The sequence below is a fragment of the Embleya sp. NPDC005575 genome (assembly GCF_040605455.1).
Lineage (GTDB): Bacteria > Actinomycetota > Actinomycetes > Streptomycetales > Streptomycetaceae > Embleya.
This window is the reverse complement of record NZ_JBEXCV010000098.1, coordinates 19,287-35,398: the sequence shown is the minus strand read 5'-3', so window position 1 is coordinate 35,398 and position 16,112 is coordinate 19,287. Positions and strand designations below refer to the sequence as shown.

General features: G+C 71.7%; 19 protein-coding genes, 1 tRNA gene and 1 pseudogene. 15 read left to right on the top strand and 6 right to left on the bottom strand.

Going from position 1 to position 16,112, the window contains the following annotated elements; genetic code table 11:
- Window positions 1–319 precede the first annotated feature (319 nt).
- The 6 genes from ABZS54_RS27990 to ABZS54_RS27965 all read left to right on the top strand — a co-directional run bounded on the left by ABZS54_RS27990 (window position 320) and on the right by ABZS54_RS27965 (window position 5,303).
- Window positions 320–613, top strand: a complete 294-nt coding sequence (locus ABZS54_RS27990) for a hypothetical protein (protein WP_355541821.1) — start codon at window positions 320–322, stop codon at window positions 611–613.
- An 840-nt stretch (window positions 614–1,453) separates the two neighbouring features.
- Window positions 1,454–2,065 (top strand): metal ABC transporter substrate-binding protein, encoded by a 612-nt coding sequence (locus ABZS54_RS27985; protein ID WP_355541818.1) that lies wholly within the window; start codon window positions 1,454–1,456, stop codon window positions 2,063–2,065.
- 3 nt (window positions 2,066–2,068) lie between these two features.
- Complete coding sequence (locus ABZS54_RS27980; RefSeq protein ID WP_355541815.1) at window positions 2,069–2,842, top strand: metal ABC transporter ATP-binding protein; 774 nt, start codon at window positions 2,069–2,071, stop codon at window positions 2,840–2,842.
- 26 nt (window positions 2,843–2,868) lie between these two features.
- Window positions 2,869–3,780: a metal ABC transporter permease gene (locus tag ABZS54_RS27975; protein ID WP_355541812.1), complete on the top strand. Its 912-nt coding sequence runs from the start codon at window positions 2,869–2,871 to the stop codon at window positions 3,778–3,780.
- On the top strand, window positions 3,777–4,634 hold the full coding sequence (locus ABZS54_RS27970; protein WP_355541809.1) for a metal ABC transporter permease: 858 nt from the start codon (window positions 3,777–3,779) through the stop codon (window positions 4,632–4,634). Before ABZS54_RS27975 ends, ABZS54_RS27970 begins: the two co-directional genes overlap by 4 nt.
- Before the next feature lie 249 nt (window positions 4,635–4,883).
- A complete protein-coding gene (locus ABZS54_RS27965; protein ID WP_355541806.1) occupies window positions 4,884–5,303 on the top strand; it encodes a CBS domain-containing protein in 420 nt (139 codons plus the stop codon).
- A gap of 100 nt (window positions 5,304–5,403) precedes the next feature.
- Here the strand turns inward: ABZS54_RS27965 and ABZS54_RS27960 are convergent, their stop codons facing one another.
- The 3 genes and pseudogenes from ABZS54_RS27960 to ABZS54_RS27950 form a co-directional block, all read right to left on the bottom strand.
- Window positions 5,404–6,267 (bottom strand): universal stress protein, encoded by an 864-nt coding sequence (locus ABZS54_RS27960; protein WP_355541803.1) that lies wholly within the window; start codon window positions 6,265–6,267, stop codon window positions 5,404–5,406.
- Between the two features lie 151 nt (window positions 6,268–6,418).
- Window positions 6,419–6,639 (bottom strand): annotated as a pseudogene (locus ABZS54_RS27955) (hypothetical protein).
- Window positions 6,640–6,704: 65 nt separating this feature from the next.
- Window positions 6,705–7,691, bottom strand: a complete 987-nt coding sequence (locus ABZS54_RS27950) for an alpha/beta hydrolase (protein WP_355541800.1) — start codon at window positions 7,689–7,691, stop codon at window positions 6,705–6,707.
- A 187-nt stretch (window positions 7,692–7,878) separates the two neighbouring features.
- Between ABZS54_RS27950 and ABZS54_RS27945 the strand changes: the two genes are divergently transcribed.
- From ABZS54_RS27945 to ABZS54_RS27925, 5 genes are all read left to right on the top strand, one after another.
- On the top strand, window positions 7,879–8,391 hold the full coding sequence (locus ABZS54_RS27945; RefSeq protein WP_355541797.1) for a methylated-DNA--[protein]-cysteine S-methyltransferase: 513 nt from the start codon (window positions 7,879–7,881) through the stop codon (window positions 8,389–8,391).
- A 73-nt stretch (window positions 8,392–8,464) separates the two neighbouring features.
- Window positions 8,465–8,923, top strand: a complete 459-nt coding sequence (locus ABZS54_RS27940) for a hypothetical protein (RefSeq protein WP_355541794.1) — start codon at window positions 8,465–8,467, stop codon at window positions 8,921–8,923.
- Window positions 8,924–8,978: 55 nt separating this feature from the next.
- Window positions 8,979–9,410, top strand: a complete 432-nt coding sequence (locus ABZS54_RS27935) for a GNAT family N-acetyltransferase (protein ID WP_355541791.1) — start codon at window positions 8,979–8,981, stop codon at window positions 9,408–9,410.
- A gap of 172 nt (window positions 9,411–9,582) precedes the next feature.
- Complete coding sequence (locus ABZS54_RS27930) at window positions 9,583–10,656, top strand: dihydrodipicolinate reductase (protein WP_355541788.1); 1,074 nt, start codon at window positions 9,583–9,585, stop codon at window positions 10,654–10,656.
- Window positions 10,657–10,658: 2 nt separating this feature from the next.
- Entirely contained in the window at window positions 10,659–11,138 is a 480-nt protein-coding gene (locus ABZS54_RS27925; protein WP_355541785.1) for a carboxymuconolactone decarboxylase family protein, read from the top strand.
- Window positions 11,139–11,197: 59 nt separating this feature from the next.
- Here the strand turns inward: ABZS54_RS27925 and ABZS54_RS27920 are convergent, their stop codons facing one another.
- Both ABZS54_RS27920 and ABZS54_RS27915 read right to left on the bottom strand, forming a co-directional pair.
- A complete protein-coding gene (locus ABZS54_RS27920; RefSeq protein ID WP_355541782.1) occupies window positions 11,198–12,667 on the bottom strand; it encodes an MFS transporter in 1,470 nt (489 codons plus the stop codon).
- Window positions 12,664–13,344: an SGNH/GDSL hydrolase family protein gene (locus tag ABZS54_RS27915; RefSeq protein WP_355541779.1), complete on the bottom strand. Its 681-nt coding sequence runs from the start codon at window positions 13,342–13,344 to the stop codon at window positions 12,664–12,666. Before ABZS54_RS27915 ends, ABZS54_RS27920 begins: the two co-directional genes overlap by 4 nt.
- Window positions 13,345–13,401: 57 nt before the next feature.
- On the opposite strand from ABZS54_RS27915, the gene ABZS54_RS27910 reads away from it, so the two are divergent.
- Complete coding sequence (locus ABZS54_RS27910) at window positions 13,402–14,070, top strand: TetR/AcrR family transcriptional regulator (protein WP_355541776.1); 669 nt, start codon at window positions 13,402–13,404, stop codon at window positions 14,068–14,070.
- A gap of 158 nt (window positions 14,071–14,228) precedes the next feature.
- Window positions 14,229–14,348: transfer RNA gene (locus ABZS54_RS27905), tRNA-OTHER, on the top strand.
- Between the two features lie 87 nt (window positions 14,349–14,435).
- Here ABZS54_RS27905 and ABZS54_RS27900 read toward each other — a convergent pair.
- Window positions 14,436–15,020 carry an XRE family transcriptional regulator gene (locus ABZS54_RS27900; RefSeq protein ID WP_355541773.1) on the bottom strand — a complete coding sequence of 195 codons (585 nt, stop codon included), beginning with the start codon at window positions 15,018–15,020 and terminating at the stop codon, window positions 14,436–14,438.
- Window positions 15,021–15,156: 136 nt separating this feature from the next.
- Here ABZS54_RS27900 and ABZS54_RS27895 point away from each other — a divergent pair, with 136 nt between their 5' ends.
- On the top strand, window positions 15,157–15,738 hold the full coding sequence (locus tag ABZS54_RS27895) for a class I SAM-dependent methyltransferase (RefSeq protein ID WP_355541770.1): 582 nt from the start codon (window positions 15,157–15,159) through the stop codon (window positions 15,736–15,738).
- A gap of 6 nt (window positions 15,739–15,744) precedes the next feature.
- A complete protein-coding gene (locus ABZS54_RS27890; RefSeq protein WP_355541767.1) occupies window positions 15,745–16,011 on the top strand; it encodes a hypothetical protein in 267 nt (88 codons plus the stop codon).
- Window positions 16,012–16,112 lie beyond the last annotated feature (101 nt).

Here is a 16,112-nt window from a genome sequence, read left to right as displayed (position 1 = left end):
CGCCGGCGAACCCGGTGGCCGGCACGGACCCGCCGTCGGCCCGGCACGCACGCCGGCCGCCGCTCGGCCGCGGCACCACTCCACCACCGCATCGGCCTCCGCCCTCGTGGACACCGTCGGGTCCCGGCTCGCTGCCTCGGCCGAGGTCGGCGAGATCCGCGCCCGTACGGCCACGGGCATTCCGGACCGATCCCTTCGCGGACCGTCGTCCTGCGCTGCTGAGCGATCGCCGACGTCGGGCCGCCGCCGCACCGGGCGTGTGGCCGGACCGGCGTGTCCGCGTTCATTCCTCAGCCCCGCGAACCCGGGAGATCCCGCCATGCCCCTTGACACCTATCTGCTCCTGAGTGCCCTCGTGCGCGCCGAAGCCGCCCGCTCCGCCGCGACCGCCGGCACCGCCGCGACCGCCGGCACCGCCGCGACCTCGGACACCCCATCGCCCGTTGCCGGTTCGGGCAAGGTCGCCGCCGACGCGGCCACCCGCGACGCGAGCATGCCTGACGCGGCCACCCGCGACGCGACCACCCTCGACGCCGATCCGACCGCGGTCGGCTCCCCCGGCGCCGATCGGCGGATCGGCCCGCAGCCTCCGTCCGCGGCGCCGAGGTCATAGCGCCCGCACGATCCACGCAGTCCAAGCGCTCACCCCACACCGGTGTCTCCCGGCTCACCCACGCCGGGGGACACCGGTGTTTCCGGCCGTCGGCGTTTTCCTGCTCCCGGTCACCATGACAACGGCCGGCGCGCCAATGTGGCGATCGAGTCCGGCGGACCCCGGCTCGCGACGCTCTTCAGCGGGACCGGGACCGCATGCCCGCGATCCGCGGGGTCGCGGCGGCGCCGGACCGGCACCCCATCCACGGCGACCGCCGACGACCCGGATTCGTCGCCTCCGCGCCGACCGCGAGCAACCGTCGGAGATCCCGCACGGCCGCCTGGTCACCGACGAGGAACTCGCCCTCGATCCGTTCCCACCGGAGCGCATGGGCGACCCGTGCGAGCGATCCCTCGACGTGGGCGCCGGATCGAAGCCGTCCACGGTGCCACGCCCGACCCGGTCCGATCGCGGATCCGACCCACGTCGGAGCCGATGCCCGGCGCGCGCCCGGGCATCGGCCCCGCCCTGGACAGCTTTCGGCTAGGTGATTATGGTTTTCATTATCGAACGATCGAGGCGGCATCCGCCGATCGATGCGTCGACACACCCCTGCCTGGAGAGAGTTCTCATGCGCATATCGACCCGCGCGGTCTTCGCCGTCGCCGCCACCGCCCTGACCGCCGCAACCCTGACCGCGTGCGGTTCCGACGACACGGACACCGACGACGGCAAGGGCACCAAGGACAAGAACCAGGTCGGGCCCGCCGCGCCGGTGGCGGGCGGCGGTTCGCCGGGCGCCGGCTCCGGACCCCGGATCAAGGTGGTGGCGACCACGACGCAGGTCGCCGACTCGGGGTGCAGTTGCGCAAGGGCGAGCACGAGGAGCGCGGCGAGCACGGCGAGCATGGGGAACACGAGCACGGGGAGAACGACCCGCACATCTGGCACAACCCGCTCAACGCCAAGGTGATGGTGACCAATATCGCCAAGGCGTTGAGCGCCGCCGACGGGGCCAACGCGAAGGTCTACGAGAACAACCTTGCCGGCTACGGCGCCAAGCTCGACGCGCTCGATGCCGACAACCGGGCCAAGCTGGACACCATCCCGGCGGCGAACCGCAAACTGGTCACCAACCACGACGCGCTGGGTTACTACGTCGACCGCTACCGGCTGGAATTCGTCGGCTCGATCATCCCGAGCTTCGACGACCAGGCCGAACTCTCCGGCAGCCGGATCGAGGACGTCGTGGCCAGGATCAAGGCCACCGGCACCAAGGCGGTGTTCGCCGAAAGCGCGTTGCCGCCCAAGACCGCCGCGACCATCGCCCGGGAAGCGGGCATCAAGGTCGTCGACGGCGACGACGCGCTGTACGCCGACTCGCTCGGCGCCCCCGGCTCCGCGGGTGCCGGCTACCTCGACTCCGAGGCGCACAACACCGACACCATCGTCGCCGCGCTGCGGAGCTGAGCGATGACCGACCGCATCGAGACCGCACCGGATCCGGTCCGTTTCACCGAGGCGACCATGGCCTACGACCGCACCCCGGCCCTGATCGGGGTCGACGGACGCGTCCCGGCCGGGCAGGCGGTGGCCCTGGTCGGCCCCAACGGCGGCGGCAAGTCCACGCTGATCAAGGCCGTCCTTGGACTGGTTCCCGTGGTTGCCGGAGCGGTCACCGTGGCGGGCCGCCGCCCGGCCGCGGCCCGCGCGTTCGTCGGCTACGTACCGCAGGCGGCGAACCTGGACCCGGAATTCCCGGTCACCGCACGGCAGGTGGTGCTGATGGGCCGCTACCGCCTGATCGGCCGACTGCGCCGCCCCGGCCGCCGGGATCGGGCCGCCGCCGACGAGGCGCTGGCCATGGTCGGCCTTGCCGACCGGGCGAACGCGCGCTTCGGCGCACTGTCCGGCGGCCAACGCCAGCGCGTACTGCTGGCCCGCGCGCTGTCCGCGCAACCGCCGATCCTGGTCCTGGACGAGCCGTTCAACGGCGTCGACGCGGTGAGCCAGGAGGCGCTGATCGACGCGCTGGTCCGTGCCAAGGACACCGGTACCGCGGTCCTGGTCAGCACCCACGACCTCGCCGTGGCCCAACGCCTGTGCGAGCAGACCTGTCTGGTCAACCGTCGGCAATTCGCCTTCGCCGACACCGAGTCCGCGCTCACCCCGGAACTGCTGCGCGCCTGCTACGGCGGGCAGGTTCTCGAACTCGACGGCGGTCGACTCGTCGTCACCCCGGGCTGAGGCCGACCGTGGACACCACTGTGCTCATGGAGCCCTTCAGGGTCCCCTACCTGACCCGGGCCCTGATCGAACTGACCATCCTGGGCGTCCTGTGCGGCACCGTCGGCGCGTTCGTCGCGCTGCGCCGACTGGAGTTCGTCGCCGACGCGCTCACCCACACGGTATTCCCGGGCGTCGCGATCGGCTTCGCCCTCCAGGGCGCGGACGGCGTCTTCGAGGGCGCGCTGATCGCGGCCGGCCTCACCGCCGGCGTGTTGACCCTGCTCACCCGCAACCGGCGCACCAGCGACGACGCCGCGTTGGCGATCGTGCTGACCGCGATGTTCTCGATCGGCGTGATCGTGGTCTCGCGCAGTCATTCCTACACCGCCGACTTCCAGACCTTCCTGTTCGGTGGGATCCTCTACACCTCCCGCACGCAGATCATCGAGACCGCGGTGCTTGCCGTGCTGTGCCTGGCCGTCTTCGCCGCGCTGGGCCGGGAATTGTTTTTGCGCAGCTTCGACGTCGAAGCCGCCCGCGCGGCCGGCCATCGAGTCGGCGCGCTGGACCTGACGCTGAACCTGGTGATCGCGCTGACCGTGGTCGCCGCGGTCCGCACCATCGGCACCGCGCTGGTCCTGGCGCTGCTGGTGGTCCCGGCGACCATCGGCGGCACCCTGGGGGATCGACTCGGCCCGATCATCGCGATCGGCGTCGGCTCGGCCGTGCTGTGCGGATACCTCGGCCTGACCATCGGCTACACCGCCTCCATCGACCACGACCTGGCACTGCCCACCGGGCCGACCGTCGTGCTCACCCTGGTCGCGGCATACCTGCTCGCCCTGGGCGCGGCCGGCATCGCCCGCCGGCGCGGCCTGCGCGCGTCCGCCCACGCGGCGGCCGTGCGAATCCCCGCCCCGCCGGTGGTTCCCCGGCCGACCGGGAGCCCCCGATGACCTGGTTCGACACGTACACCCACCGCTCCTACGCCGAGGCCGTCATGGTCGGTCTGCTCGCCGGCGTCGTCGGTGTCCAGGTGGTGCTGCGCAAGCTTGCCTTCCATGCCATGGCGATGACCCATGCCGGCTTCCCCGGCGTGGTGCTCGCCTCGATCCTGGGCGTGGACATCTACCTCGGCGGTGCCTCGGTGGGCGTGCTGTTGTCGCCGGCCATCATCGGGCTGACCCGACGCCCGGGTCGGACCGCCTCCGGTGCGACCGGGGTGATCCTGGCCGCCGGCTTCGCCCTGGGCGCCGCGCTGGTCGCCGCCGGACCCGCCGGAGACCGCAAGCTCTCCGCCTTCCTGGTCGGTTCCATCGTCACCATCGACACCCGCGACCTCGTGGTCACGGCCGGCACGGGGGTGCTGATCCTGCTCGTCCTCGGCCTGTGCGCCAAGGAACTCACCTTCGCCGCCTTCGACCACGAGGGCATGCGAGCCGCCGGGCATCCGGTGACCGCGCTGGACCTGTTGCTCCTGCTGATCGTTCAGGCCGTGATCGTGGTGTTGACCCCGGCGGTGGGCATCATGCTCACGCTGGCGCTGCTGGTGGCGCCGGCCGCCGCGGCCCGGCTGTGGACCGACTCGCTCGCCCGCACCACCGCGCTGGCCGGCGCACTCGGTATCGGCAGCGCGTCGACCGGACTGGAGATCTCCCGGCACTACGACGTCGCCGCCGGGGCGACCATCGCGCTGGTGGCCGCAGCCGGGTTCGTCCTCTCGCTGCTCCTGTCGCCGCGCCACGGCCTGCTCGGTCGCCTCGTCGAGCGCCGACTCGCCGCCGATGCGTCGGCCCCGGCGGCGGGCTGAACCCGCCCGGAGCACCGACGCCGCCGGCAACAGACCCCGCCCGCGAGCCCTTCAGCCCGCCGCCCGGCACATCTGCCGTCGACGCCGGCTCCGCGCCTGGTGGGGTGGGTGGGTGGCGGCCGTTCACCCGGGTGGCCGACAGGGAGTGGGGCGGAGAGGATGGAAGGACCGCGTTGCGACGTCCGCGGCGCGGTCCCGAGCCCTGCGGTCGGTGTGCTGCCGTCGGCAGGCATGGCGAGAGGTACCACCATGACCATGGCCAAGGACATCATGCACGAGGGTGCGCAGTGGATTCCGCAGACCGAGACGCTGGATCAGGCCGCGCAGCTGATGCGCCGGCTCGACGTGGGTTCGCTCCCGGTCAGCGACGCGAACGAGCGGCTGTGCGGGATCATCACCGACCGCGACATCGTCACGAAGTGCGTTGCCGTCGGCCACGATCCGGCCCAGGTCACGGCCGGCGAACTGTGCGAGGGTACGCCGCGCTGGATCGACGCGGACGCCGACATCGCCGAGGTATTGAGCGAGATGCAGGTGCACCAGATCCGCCGACTGCCGGTGATAGCGCGCAAGCGCCTGGTCGGCATGATCAGCGAGGCGGACGTGGCGCGACACCTGTCGGAGGAACAGATCGCCGCCTTCGCCGAGAACGTCTACGCGGCGCGTTAGCCCGACCACGCGTCGCGGCGATCTCGCGGCCCGTCGGTTCGGTGGCGGCGCGTCGGTCCGGTCTCCGGGAGCCGCGTCGCCGCGTCGCCGGGAGCCGTGTTCACTGCACCGGGACCACAGCCACCGGGCAGCGCGCATGATGCAGGACCGCGTGTGTGGTCGGGCCCAGTCGCATCGGCAGGGGACCGCTCCGGCGGTGGGTGGCGACGGTCACGAGGGCACTGCCGGTGGACGCGCAGATCAGGTCGCGCCCGGCTGTTCCGTTCATCACCAGGGCTTCCACCGGCAGTTCGGGGTCACGGATCCGGATCGGACCGAGCATCCGCTCCAGCATCCGGCCACGCTCCGCAGCGATCGCGTCGACATCGAACATCGACGGCAACATCAAACTGGGAGCCAGGCCGGTCACCGGGAGCGCCCACGAGTGCACGGCGCGCAGTCCGCCGAGCCGCCGCGCCCGGTCCGCCGCGAACTCGGCCGCCGGCCCGTCCTCGGGACCGGCGATGCCCACCACCACGCCGCTCGCGTCCTCGGCCGCGTCGGCGCGTACCACCACGACCGGGCACGACGAGTGCGCGCACACCCGCAGCGACACCGATCCCAGCAACAGGCCGGTGAAACCGCCGTGACCGCGACTGCCCATCACCATGGTGTCGGCGCGGGCACTCGCCTCCAGCAGTGACTCGGCGGGGTCGCCCACCCGAACCGACCCCTCCACGACCGCATCGGCGAAGCGCGCGCGCACGCGTGCGCAGGCCGCGTCGATCAGCGCGTGCGCCCGCTCGCGCAGTTCGACCCGATGCCGGTGGCCGAGCCCGCCGACGGGCACGGCGGTGACCACGTACAGGGTTACGCGCCGGGCGACGGCGTCCTGCGCCGCCCAATCCAGCGCGCGGTCGGCGGCGGGCGAACCGTCGTGACCGACCAGGACCCCGAGATCGACTTCGCTGTATGTGGACGACACGGCACTCACCTCGACGGGGGGATCCACCAGGCTCATACCCGCTGCGCCCCACCACGATCGCGGCGACGAGGACCGCAGAACCTCGCCACCCGGGACGCGGGCCGGGGTGCCTCCCGGTCGGCCGGTGTTTCCGGACCCCGGCCGGGACTCCTCAACCGTCGATCGCGAACAACTCCAGGTGTCCGCAGCTCGGGCAACGGTGGGCGGCTATGCGTCGGTACGGCCGCCCCAACCGCTTGGCGCCACCCAGGATGCCTCGTTGCAGACGTACGGTGAGCCGGCGTGCGCAGCCCCGCGAGCCCGCCCCGGAGTCCTCGACGAAGCCCTGCTCCAGGCCCCCACGCCACACTGCGTACACCGCACCTCGTTCATCGTCCGAGCCCAAGTCCTCCGGCGGATCTCTCGGGCGGCAACTTCGTTCGAACGGGCTGGAGTTCTCAGCGTGGTAGGGCGGCCAACCAGTCGATCAGAAGCCGGTCGACCTCGCTGGGACGCTCGTGGTGGAGCCAGTGGCCGCAACCCGCGAGGACATGGGAGGAGACCAGGCCGGGCAGTGTGGTGGGGAAGGCGTCGATCGCGTCGGACAGCCACATGGTGGAGGCGTCCAGAGCGCCGCCGAGGAACAGCGAGGGCTGGGTGATCGGCGCGCCGGCGTACGCGGCCAGATCCGCCCAGTCCCGGTCCATGTTCCGGTAGCGGTTGAGCGCCCCGCTCATTCCGGTCCGCTCGAACTCACCGGCGTAGAAGTCGAGATCGTCCTCATCGAGCCACCCGGGCAGGCGACCTGCGGGGAATCGGTCGCGGAGCCTGCCGCCGCGGCCGACGAAGTGCGGATCGGGCGCGTCGGCGGCGGGCATGGTGTCGGCGGAGAGCGCCGCGTAGAAGCCGGCAAGCCAACCCCGTACGTCCGGCTCGATCTCCGCCTCGGCGCGGCCGGGTTCCTGGAAGTACCGGACATAGAACTCCTCTTCGCCGCCCATCGCCGCGAACACATCACTGGGCTTCGGTCCGCCGGGCGGGGTGTACGGCACGCTCAGCAGCCCGACCGCGCGAAAGACATCCGGCCGGACCAAAGCGGACTGGGCGGCGATGGTCGAGCCCCAGTCGTGCCCGACGATCACCGCCGAGCGCTCGCCCAGCGCCTCGACGACGGCGACGTTGTCCTCGATCAACTCCGACATCCGGTACGCGGCGATGTCCTGCGGTTTGGACGAGCGGCCGTAACCCCGGACGTCGATGGCGACCGCACGATGGCCGGCCGCCGCCAGGTCGGCCAGCTGCCGGCGCCAGCCGTACCACGAATCGGGGAACCCGTGCACGAGCAGGACCAACGGACCGGCGCCCTGCTCCACCAGGTGGATGCGGCCGGCCGGGGAGGGAACCAGGCGATGGGTGAGGTCCGCGGTTCGGGCGGGTCGGGTCATGCGAACTCCCAGGTCTCGGTACGGACCACGATCATGTGGCGATCCGTCGGCGACCACAAACTTCCGTGCCGCTTCGGCAAATCACACCGGGGCGAAGTCGGATCTCACCTTCTGCGGACCCCGCGCGTCCGCCGGACGGAGAGGATGAAGGATGGGGACGTACACCACGACAGGGGAGATCGGCATCATGAACACACGGCACGCGATCGTGGACACCGCGCTCGGGGGACTCATCGTGGTGGCGTCGCAGGATGCCATCGTGGGTCTCTACTTCCCGCAGCACTGGTACATGCCTTCCGAGGAGAGCCTCGGTCGGCGGGTCGACCATCGTGGGGACCCGCTACTCGCGGCGGCGGCGACCCAGTTGGCCGAATACCTCGACGGCGACCGGACCTCGTTCGACCTGCCCACGGCCACGCACGGCGATCCGTTCCAGGAGCGGGTCTGGGCGATGCTCCGGGAGATTCCGTTCGGCGAGACCACCACCTACGGCGCGCTCGCCGAGCGGTTGGGGAACAAGGCGTTGGCCCAGTCGGTGGGGCAGGCGGTCGGGCACAACCCGATCTCGATCATCGTGGCCTGTCATCGTGTCGTCGGCAGCGACGGGAAGCTGACCGGCTTTGCCGGCGGGCTCGCGCGCAAGCGGCGACTGCTCGAACTGGAGGAATCCGAGAGCACCCGGTCCGCTCGACTGTTCTGAGCCCCGGCTCCGGCGGCGCGCATTCGGTCGGGCGGAGAAGCCGGTTACGGCTCTTCGACTTACAGTGACTATCATGGACGATTTCTTCGGCGTGTCGGGTGAAGAGGCGCCCGGGGACGCACTGCACGAGCTGGCCGAGCAGACGACCCGGCAGGGCTGGGCGGCGACGGACCCCGCGGCCGATCTGCTGCCCAGGCTGCGGGTCGCCTGCGACCTCCCCGGCTCGCCCTGGCGCCTGCGCGGCGCCACCGTGCTCCCGGACGGTGTCTATGCCGTCGACGTCGAGCACGTCCGACCCCGCAGCCCCCGCCTGTTGGCCGATGCCATCGAATTGCTCGCCGGGATCGCCGGCCCCGCCTTCTTCGTGCGGCACACCGACGCGGCCACCTTCGACTGCGTGACCGGCACCTTGCAACGCGACACCCCCGGACCGGGCCGAGGCCACCTGCTCCGGCTGCGCCTGGTCACCCCCGGGCGCGACGGCTTCCCCACCCTGCGGGCCCACGCGGCGGCCCTGGTGCCCGCGCATTGAGCGGCGTGCGGATAACCGGTGGTGGGTCGCGGGAGCGGGCTGATTGGATCCGGGGATGGACCTTCACCTGCCGGACGGCTACGAGATCTCGACCGATCCGAGCCGGCTCGATGCCGCGCTGATACACCGCTGGTTGTCGCTCGACGCCTATTGGGCGCTGGGTCGGCCGCGGGAGAAGCTGGACGCGGCGATCGCCGGGTCACTCAACTTCGGGGTGTACGACACGGCCTCCGGGGCCCAGGTCGGATATGCCCGCGTGGTCACCGACGGGGCCACGTTCGGCTGGCTGTGTGACGTCTACATCGCTCCCGCCGTCCGCGGCAAGGGGTTGGGCACCGCGCTGGCCGCGCACATCCGGGACCACTTTGCCCCCACCGGGCTGCGGCGCCTGATGCTGGCCACGGCGGACGCGCACGCGGTCTACGCGCGGGTGGGCTTCGAACCGGTCACCGCCACCGACACCTGGATGGTCCTGGGCGAACGGTGAGGCATCCGGCAAAGCGCGTCGAGTCCTTCCGCCGGCGATCGGACGCAAGGCGAGCCCCGTCCCGGCCCGGCGGGGTCTCGGCGTGCCGCCCGGGACGCGGGTTCGGCCAACCGGTCATCTTTTCCGCTCGTGGCCCTATGAACCGTCGAGGGCCCTCGCTACCCTCCAGCGCATGATTTCCACGGTTGTCTGGGGTACCGGGAACGTCGGCCGTGCGGCCATCCGCGCCGTCGAGGCGCATCCGGCGCTGAAGCTCGCGGCGGTGTTGGTGCACAATCCCGACAAGGTCGGCCGCGATGCGGGCGAACTCGCCGGGCTGAACCACGAGTTGGGGGTTGCGGCCGAGAACGACATCGACGCGGTGCTGGCCGCCGGGCCCGGCGCGGTGGTGTACGCGGCATCCGGCGACATCCGTCCCGACGAGGCGCTCGCCGACATCGTCCGGGCGATCCGGGCCGGCGCCGTGGTGGTCACTCCCGCCCTGTACGCGCTCTACGACCAGCGCAACGCCCCAACGGAGCTGCGCGAGCCGGTACTTGCCGCCATCGAGGCCGGCGGCGGGTCGCTGTTCGTCTCCGGCGTGGACCCGGGCTGGGGCAACGACGTGCTGCCGCTGCTGATCAGCGGGCTGGGCACGACCGTGGACGCGATCCGCTGCCAGGAGATCTTCGACTACTCCACCTACGACCAGGAGGACTCGGTCCGTAACCTGGTCGGCATGGGGCAGCCGATGGACTACGGGGCGCCGATGTTGTGGCCGGAGATGCCGACCATGGTGTGGGGCGGGCAAATCCGGTTGATGGCACGGGCGTTGGGCGTCGAACTGGACGAGATCCGGGAGACGATGGACCGCCGCCCGCTGGAGAGCACGGTGCGTACCACGACGATGGGCGAGTTCGAGGCCGGCACCCAGGGCGCGGTGCGGTTCGAGGTGCAGGGCATCGTCGGGGGCGAGCCTCGGATCGTCATCGAGCACGTGACCCGTATCCACCCCTCCTGCGCGCCGGACTGGCCCGTGCCGCCCAACGGCGACGGGGCCCACCGGGTGATCATCGAGGGACGCCCGCGCATCGAGGTCACGGTCGAGGCCACCGACGAGGGCGCGAACCGGTCCGCGGGCGGCAACGCCACCGCGGTCGGCCGACTCGTCGGCGCGATCGACTGGCTGGTCGCCGCCGAACCCGGGCTCTACGACGCGCTCGACATTCCGCTCCGTCCCGCAGTCGGCAAGCTCGGAAGGAAGTAACCATGCACATCGACATTCCCGAGAACAAGGACCCGATCGCCTACGTATGGGCGGAGATGGTGCCGGAGATCGGGATCGCGGCCTCCACCTTCTCGATGAAGGTCTACGACGCCTCCAACCTGGGACTGCGCGAGTTCGAGGCCGCGCGACTTCGGATCGCACAGATCAACGGGTGCATCTTTTGTCTGGACTGGCGCACCGAACGGGACGGGGAGAAGGTCGAGGACGGGTTCGACGTCGCGGTCACCGAGTGGCGCACCACCGAGATCTTCGACGATCGCACCCGACTGGCCGCCGAATACGCCGAGCGGTACGCGGTGGACCACCACAACCTGGACGACGAGTTCTGGGCCCGGATGACCGCGCACTACACCCAGGCCGAGATCGTCGAGCTGAGCATGGCGATCGGGTCCTGGCTGGCCTTCGGTCGGCTCAACCACGTGCTCGGCCTCGACTCGGTGTGCGTGCTGCCGAGCCACTGAGTGCTGCTTTCGGGGCCGCGCCGGATCCTCCCGGGCGGCCCCGATCCACGGCGCGACGGCTATCCGGGGCCCTCGTCGGCGCCGGGCGGGCGCCCGGGGAGCAGACGGACCAGGATCGTGGCCCCGACCGCGACGCCGCACGTGAAGATCGAGGACATCGCCAACGCATGGGCCGCGGCGGCGCCCCGGTCGCCGGCGGTCGGGTCGAAGGAGCCGAAGAAGACCACGCCGATGACGGCCACGCCGAGCGCGCCGCCGATCTGCTGGGCGGTGGACAACACCCCGGAGGCGACCCCCGCGTCGTCGGGGTCGATGCGGCCCAGCACCACGTTCAGCGACGGGGTGATCAGCAGTCCGCCGCCCGCGCTCTGCAGCATCAGGGTCGGGATCACCACACCCGGCGTGAACGGAAGGCCACAGGTCAGCACGATCGCGGTGGCCGCGTAGCCGAGGGTGAGCACGACCGCGCCGATCTCCAACACGCGGCGGCCGTACACCGGCACGAGTCGGCTCGCGATCAGGCTGAAGACGAAGAAGGTCACCGCCGCCGGCGCGTACACCGATCCCGCACCGAGTGCCGACATGCCCAGTCCGTCCTGGAGGGCGATGGACAGCACGAGGTAGTAGGAGGTCAGCACCACATAGGCGGTCAGCACCAGGACGATGCCGACGGAGAAAGATCGGCTGCGAAAGAGCGAGGTCCGCACGAGGGGGTCGCCGCCGCGCCGTTCGACGCGGTGCTCGATCCACAGGAACAGGGCGAAGCCCAGGGCGCTCGCGAACAGGCAGAGCCAGGTCCATCGGGGCCAACCCGCCTGCCGGCCCTGGATGAGCGGAAAGGCCGTCAGGAACAGGGCGGCGCTCAGGACGACGGCGCCCGGGAGGTCGAGTCGGCGCGCGATCACGGCCCGGGACTCCGGGACGTACTTGGCCGCGAGTGCGATGGTGGCCAGGCCGATCGGGACGTTGATCCAGAACACCGGCCGCCAACCGGAGCCGAACAGGTCGGCGCCGATCAGCAGGCCGCCGACGAGTTGACCGCCGATGGTGGCGAGTCCGATCACCACGCCCACCACGCCGAAGGCGCGATGCCGGTCCCGGTCGGGGACGAGCACGGTGAGCACGGCGTACACCTGTGGGAGCATCAGCGCGGCGCCCAGACCCTCGCCGAGCCGGGCCGCGATCAGGATGCCCGCGGTCGGCGCGAGCGCGCACGCGACCGAGGCGAGCGTGAACAGCGCCATGCCGGCGACGAACGCCCGCTTGCGGCCGATCAGGTCGCCGAGTCGGCCGCCGGTGATCAGGAACACCGCGTAGGTGAGTTGGTAGCCCGCCAGGATCCACTGCAACTCACCGGCGGACGTGCCGAGATCGGCCTGGATCGCGGGCCCGGCGACGATCACGATGAACGCGTCGAGGGTGGCCATGAACGCGCCGATGAGCACGATCGACACGGCGCCCCACGGGGTGCCGGGCGGGCTCGGCGGCGCGGCGGGTTCGGCGCGTACGGGTTCGTCGACGTGGGTCATCCGCGGGTTCCGTTCAGCGTGGCCGCGAGTGCCTTGACCATCTCGGCGGCCAGTACGGCCTGACCCGAGGTGGAGAAGTGCACCCCGTCCGGGCTCAGCAGGTTCGGTCGGTCGTTGATCGGGTGGTCCCAGGTGTCGACGAGCACGGCGTCGTGCTCGCGGGCCAGTTCGCGGGTGATCGCGTTGACCGTGCGCACGCGGTCCGGCCAGTCCGGGAAGTTCGGTACGACGAAGGCCCGTCCGAGGGTGAAGGTGGTCAGGCGGGCGCCGGTGCCGGCGGCGATCTCGTACAGCCGGCGCAGCGACCGCTCGATGATCGTGAAGTCGGGCACCGGGTGGAACAGGTCGTTGGCCGCGCAGGGCAGGTGCAGCAGGTCTGGGCCGAACGCGAGCATCCGGTCGGTCTGGTCGGCCAGGGTCCGGGCGGTAGTCGCGCCGATCTTGGCGGTGTTCAGGTAGGCCAGGTTCGGCCGGCCCCGGCGCAGGATGTCCGCGACCCGATCGGCCCAGCCCAGGTCGCCATAGCCGGGGCTGGGCGCGCCGGTTCCCGCGGAGAGGCTGTCGCCGATCGAGGCGAAGCGACGCCAGGGCGCGTCGGCGAGCAGGTGTGCGGCGGCCGTCGGAGACAGGCAGAACGGGTCGGATTCCTCGGTGAGGACGTTCGTTGAAGAGCTCACGAAAGTAAACGTACGATCGTTCGTATGGATTCTGCAACTGCGTGGCAGGATGGAGCCATGAGCGAGCCAGAGCAGCGGTCGGCACTCGCCGACCCGACCCCGAGTGCCGACGACCGAGTCGAAGCGGAAATCTCCGATCAGCGCCTGCTGCGCGGCGCCCGGGCCCGCCGGGAGATCGCCCGACACGCCGTCGACGTGGCGTCGCTGGAGGGGCTGGGCGGGCTCAGCATCGGCCGCCTGGCCGGCGATCTCGGGCTGAGCAAGAGCGGCATCGCGACCCTCTTCGGCACGAAGGAGAAGCTGCAACTGGCTGTCGTCGCCTCGGCGGGCGAGGCGTTCCTCGACGAGGTCGTCCGGCCCTCCCGCGCCGCACCGCGCGGCGTCGCCCGATTGCGCGCGCTGGCCGAGCGCTGGATCACCTACGCCGAGACGCCGTTGTTCGCGGGCGGTTGTTTCTGGGCGGCCAACCTGGCCGACTTCGACAGCCGACCGGGGCCGGTCCGCGACGCGCTGCTGCGCCACCACGCGGACTGGCTCGCGCTGATCGCCGGCGAACTGCGGTACGCCGTCGACGCGGGCGAGATCGCCGAAGCGGACGCCGACCTGGTCGCGTTTCAACTCGACGCGGTGTTCACCGCGGCCAACATCGCCCTGCGGTTCGGCGACGGTGAGGCCGGAGCCAAGGTGCGACGCGTGCTCGACGGCTTCCTGGCGCCGCGCGACTGAGCCGGATCCGGTCGCACGGCTCGGGCGCGCCCGAGCCCGGCGCGCCCCGGGCCCGCGCGGCGCGGAGCGCGGGGGTTCGCCGCGGCACAATCGGGTGGCTCCCGCGTGCTGCGGAAACTACGCTCACCGCAGCGGGATCGCGCGGTTCCGCAGGTTGAGGTGCCGTGGCAGAGCGGCCCATTGCGATCGACGTGGCGGAGGTTCCCGCCACGTCGACTGAGGGGGGTATGGGCGGGCCTGCCCGCCCTCTTCCGCGGGTTCGAATCCCGCCGGCACCGCAACCGCCCGAATCCCGCCGGCTTCACGACGGCCCGAGCCGGTCTCGCAGGCGGCACGACCACCCGAGCCGCGCCGCCGACGTGTCGTCAGGCGTGGGGTTTGGCGCGGACGTGCATGCGCTCGCCCTGTCTGCCGAAGAGGCTGAGGATCTCGACCGGGTGTCCGTCCGCGCTGCCGAACCAGTGCGGCAGCCGGGTGTCCCACTCGGCGGCCTCGCCCGGGCCGAGGACCAGATCGTGGTCGGCCAGCACCAGGCGCAGCCGGCCATTCAGCACGTACAGCCACTCGTAGCCCTCGTGGGTACGCAGGTTCGGCTCGGTGCCCCGGTCGGCGATGATCATCTTGAACGCCTGGAGGGGGCCGGGAGTCCGGGTCAGGGACACCGACGTGCCACCGCTCGCAAGCGGGCGCGGGGTCAGCCGCACCCGGGGGTCGCCCACCTCGGGAGCGCCGACCAACTCGTCCAGCGGCACGTGGTAGGCGCCGGCCAGCGGCAGCAGCAGTTCCAGGCTGGGGCGGCGTTGTCCGGACTCCAGCCGGGACAGGGTGCTCTTGGAGATGCCGGTCGCCTCGGAGAGTGCGGCCAGGGTGAGGCCGCGTCGGGCGCGAAGCCGCCTGAGCCGCGGGGCGACCTCGTCCAGGACCGTTTGGTGGGCCGGTGCGGTGTCCATGGGGGCATTCCACCGCGCCGTCCCGGAATTGGCAACAAGCCTTGCCGCGGTTGCGAGCTGTGGACACACTGCTCGCCATGAGCCCACACAGTGCAACGGATACGGATACCACCGCACCGACATCGACCGGGAGTCGATGGCCACCTTCCTGGAGCGGGTCGGCGACCTGCAACTCCCGGTCCTGCGCCGGACGGCGGTTCGGCTGCGGAAGCTGCTCGGCCCCACCCGCGAGGTGCGGCGCATCCTGGACATCGGCAGCGGACCCGGCGTGATGACCTGTGTTCTCGCCGAGACGTTCGCGGACGCCGAGGTGGTCGCCGTGGACGGAACGCCCGCGCTGTTGGACGGCGTTCTCGCGCGTGCCGGGCGACTCGGCCTCGGCGACCGGGTGACCGTGCGGTGTGCCGATCTCGCGGCGGGCCCGATCGACGCGGACCGGCCCGGGGAAAGCCCACTCGGTACCTCGGACGTGATCTGGAGCGGTATGGCGCTGCACCATCTCGGCGATCAGCAGGGAGCGTTGAACCGGCTCGCCGGTGTGCTGCGGCCCGGCGGCCTGCTCGCCGTGGCGGAGGGCGGCCTGCCGATGCGCTACCTCCCCCGCGACATCGGGATCGGTCGACCCGGCCTGCAGACCCGGCTGGACGCGGCCCGGGACCAGTCGTTCGAGTTCATGCGCGGCGAACTGCCCGGCACCACCGCCGTGGTGGAGGACTGACTCGCGATGCTGCGCCGCGCCGGACTGGGCGACGTCGGCGCCTTCGGTACCCTCCTCGACCTGCCCGCACCCCTGGACGACACGGCCCGCATCTTCCTGCACGCCCACCTGGACGAGATCCGCGAGTCGGTGGGCGAGTCCCTGGACCCGGTGGACCGCACGACGCTCGAAGTACTGCTCGACCCCGAGGCGCCGGAGGGCATCTTTCGACGCCCGGACGCCTTCGTCCTGTCCATGAGCGCGGTCTTCACGGGGCTGCGTCCGGTGCACTGACCGAGCCGGACGCGGAACCCTCGGCTCGGCGCCGCACGCGCGGGCCGCATACGACGAACCCGGCCGGGTTACCCGAGTGCCGGGTTCGGGACCGCCGGGAA

Excerpts from the sequence above, each read along its gene's own strand:
- ABZS54_RS27990 (WP_355541821.1), top strand. The coding sequence starts at position 320 with ATGCCCCTTGACACCTATCTGCTCCTGAGTGCCCTCGTGCGCGCCGAA.
- ABZS54_RS27980 (WP_355541815.1), top strand. The coding sequence starts at position 2,069 with ATGACCGACCGCATCGAGACCGCACCGGATCCGGTCCGTTTCACCGAG.
- ABZS54_RS27975 (WP_355541812.1), top strand. The coding sequence starts at position 2,869 with ATGGAGCCCTTCAGGGTCCCCTACCTGACCCGGGCCCTGATCGAACTG.
- ABZS54_RS27970 (WP_355541809.1), top strand. The coding sequence starts at position 3,777 with ATGACCTGGTTCGACACGTACACCCACCGCTCCTACGCCGAGGCCGTC.
- ABZS54_RS27965 (WP_355541806.1), top strand. The coding sequence starts at position 4,884 with ATGACCATGGCCAAGGACATCATGCACGAGGGTGCGCAGTGGATTCCG.
- ABZS54_RS27950 (WP_355541800.1), bottom strand. The coding sequence starts at position 7,691 with ATGACCCGACCCGCCCGAACCGCGGACCTCACCCATCGCCTGGTTCCC.
- ABZS54_RS27945 (WP_355541797.1), top strand. The coding sequence starts at position 7,879 with ATGAACACACGGCACGCGATCGTGGACACCGCGCTCGGGGGACTCATC.
- ABZS54_RS27940 (WP_355541794.1), top strand. The coding sequence starts at position 8,465 with ATGGACGATTTCTTCGGCGTGTCGGGTGAAGAGGCGCCCGGGGACGCA.
- ABZS54_RS27935 (WP_355541791.1), top strand. The coding sequence starts at position 8,979 with ATGGACCTTCACCTGCCGGACGGCTACGAGATCTCGACCGATCCGAGC.
- ABZS54_RS27930 (WP_355541788.1), top strand. The coding sequence starts at position 9,583 with ATGATTTCCACGGTTGTCTGGGGTACCGGGAACGTCGGCCGTGCGGCC.
- ABZS54_RS27925 (WP_355541785.1), top strand. The coding sequence starts at position 10,659 with ATGCACATCGACATTCCCGAGAACAAGGACCCGATCGCCTACGTATGG.
- ABZS54_RS27920 (WP_355541782.1), bottom strand. The coding sequence starts at position 12,667 with ATGACCCACGTCGACGAACCCGTACGCGCCGAACCCGCCGCGCCGCCG.
- ABZS54_RS27910 (WP_355541776.1), top strand. The coding sequence starts at position 13,402 with ATGAGCGAGCCAGAGCAGCGGTCGGCACTCGCCGACCCGACCCCGAGT.
- ABZS54_RS27900 (WP_355541773.1), bottom strand. The coding sequence starts at position 15,020 with ATGGACACCGCACCGGCCCACCAAACGGTCCTGGACGAGGTCGCCCCG.
- ABZS54_RS27895 (WP_355541770.1), top strand. The coding sequence starts at position 15,157 with ATGGCCACCTTCCTGGAGCGGGTCGGCGACCTGCAACTCCCGGTCCTG.
- ABZS54_RS27890 (WP_355541767.1), top strand. The coding sequence starts at position 15,745 with ATGCTGCGCCGCGCCGGACTGGGCGACGTCGGCGCCTTCGGTACCCTC.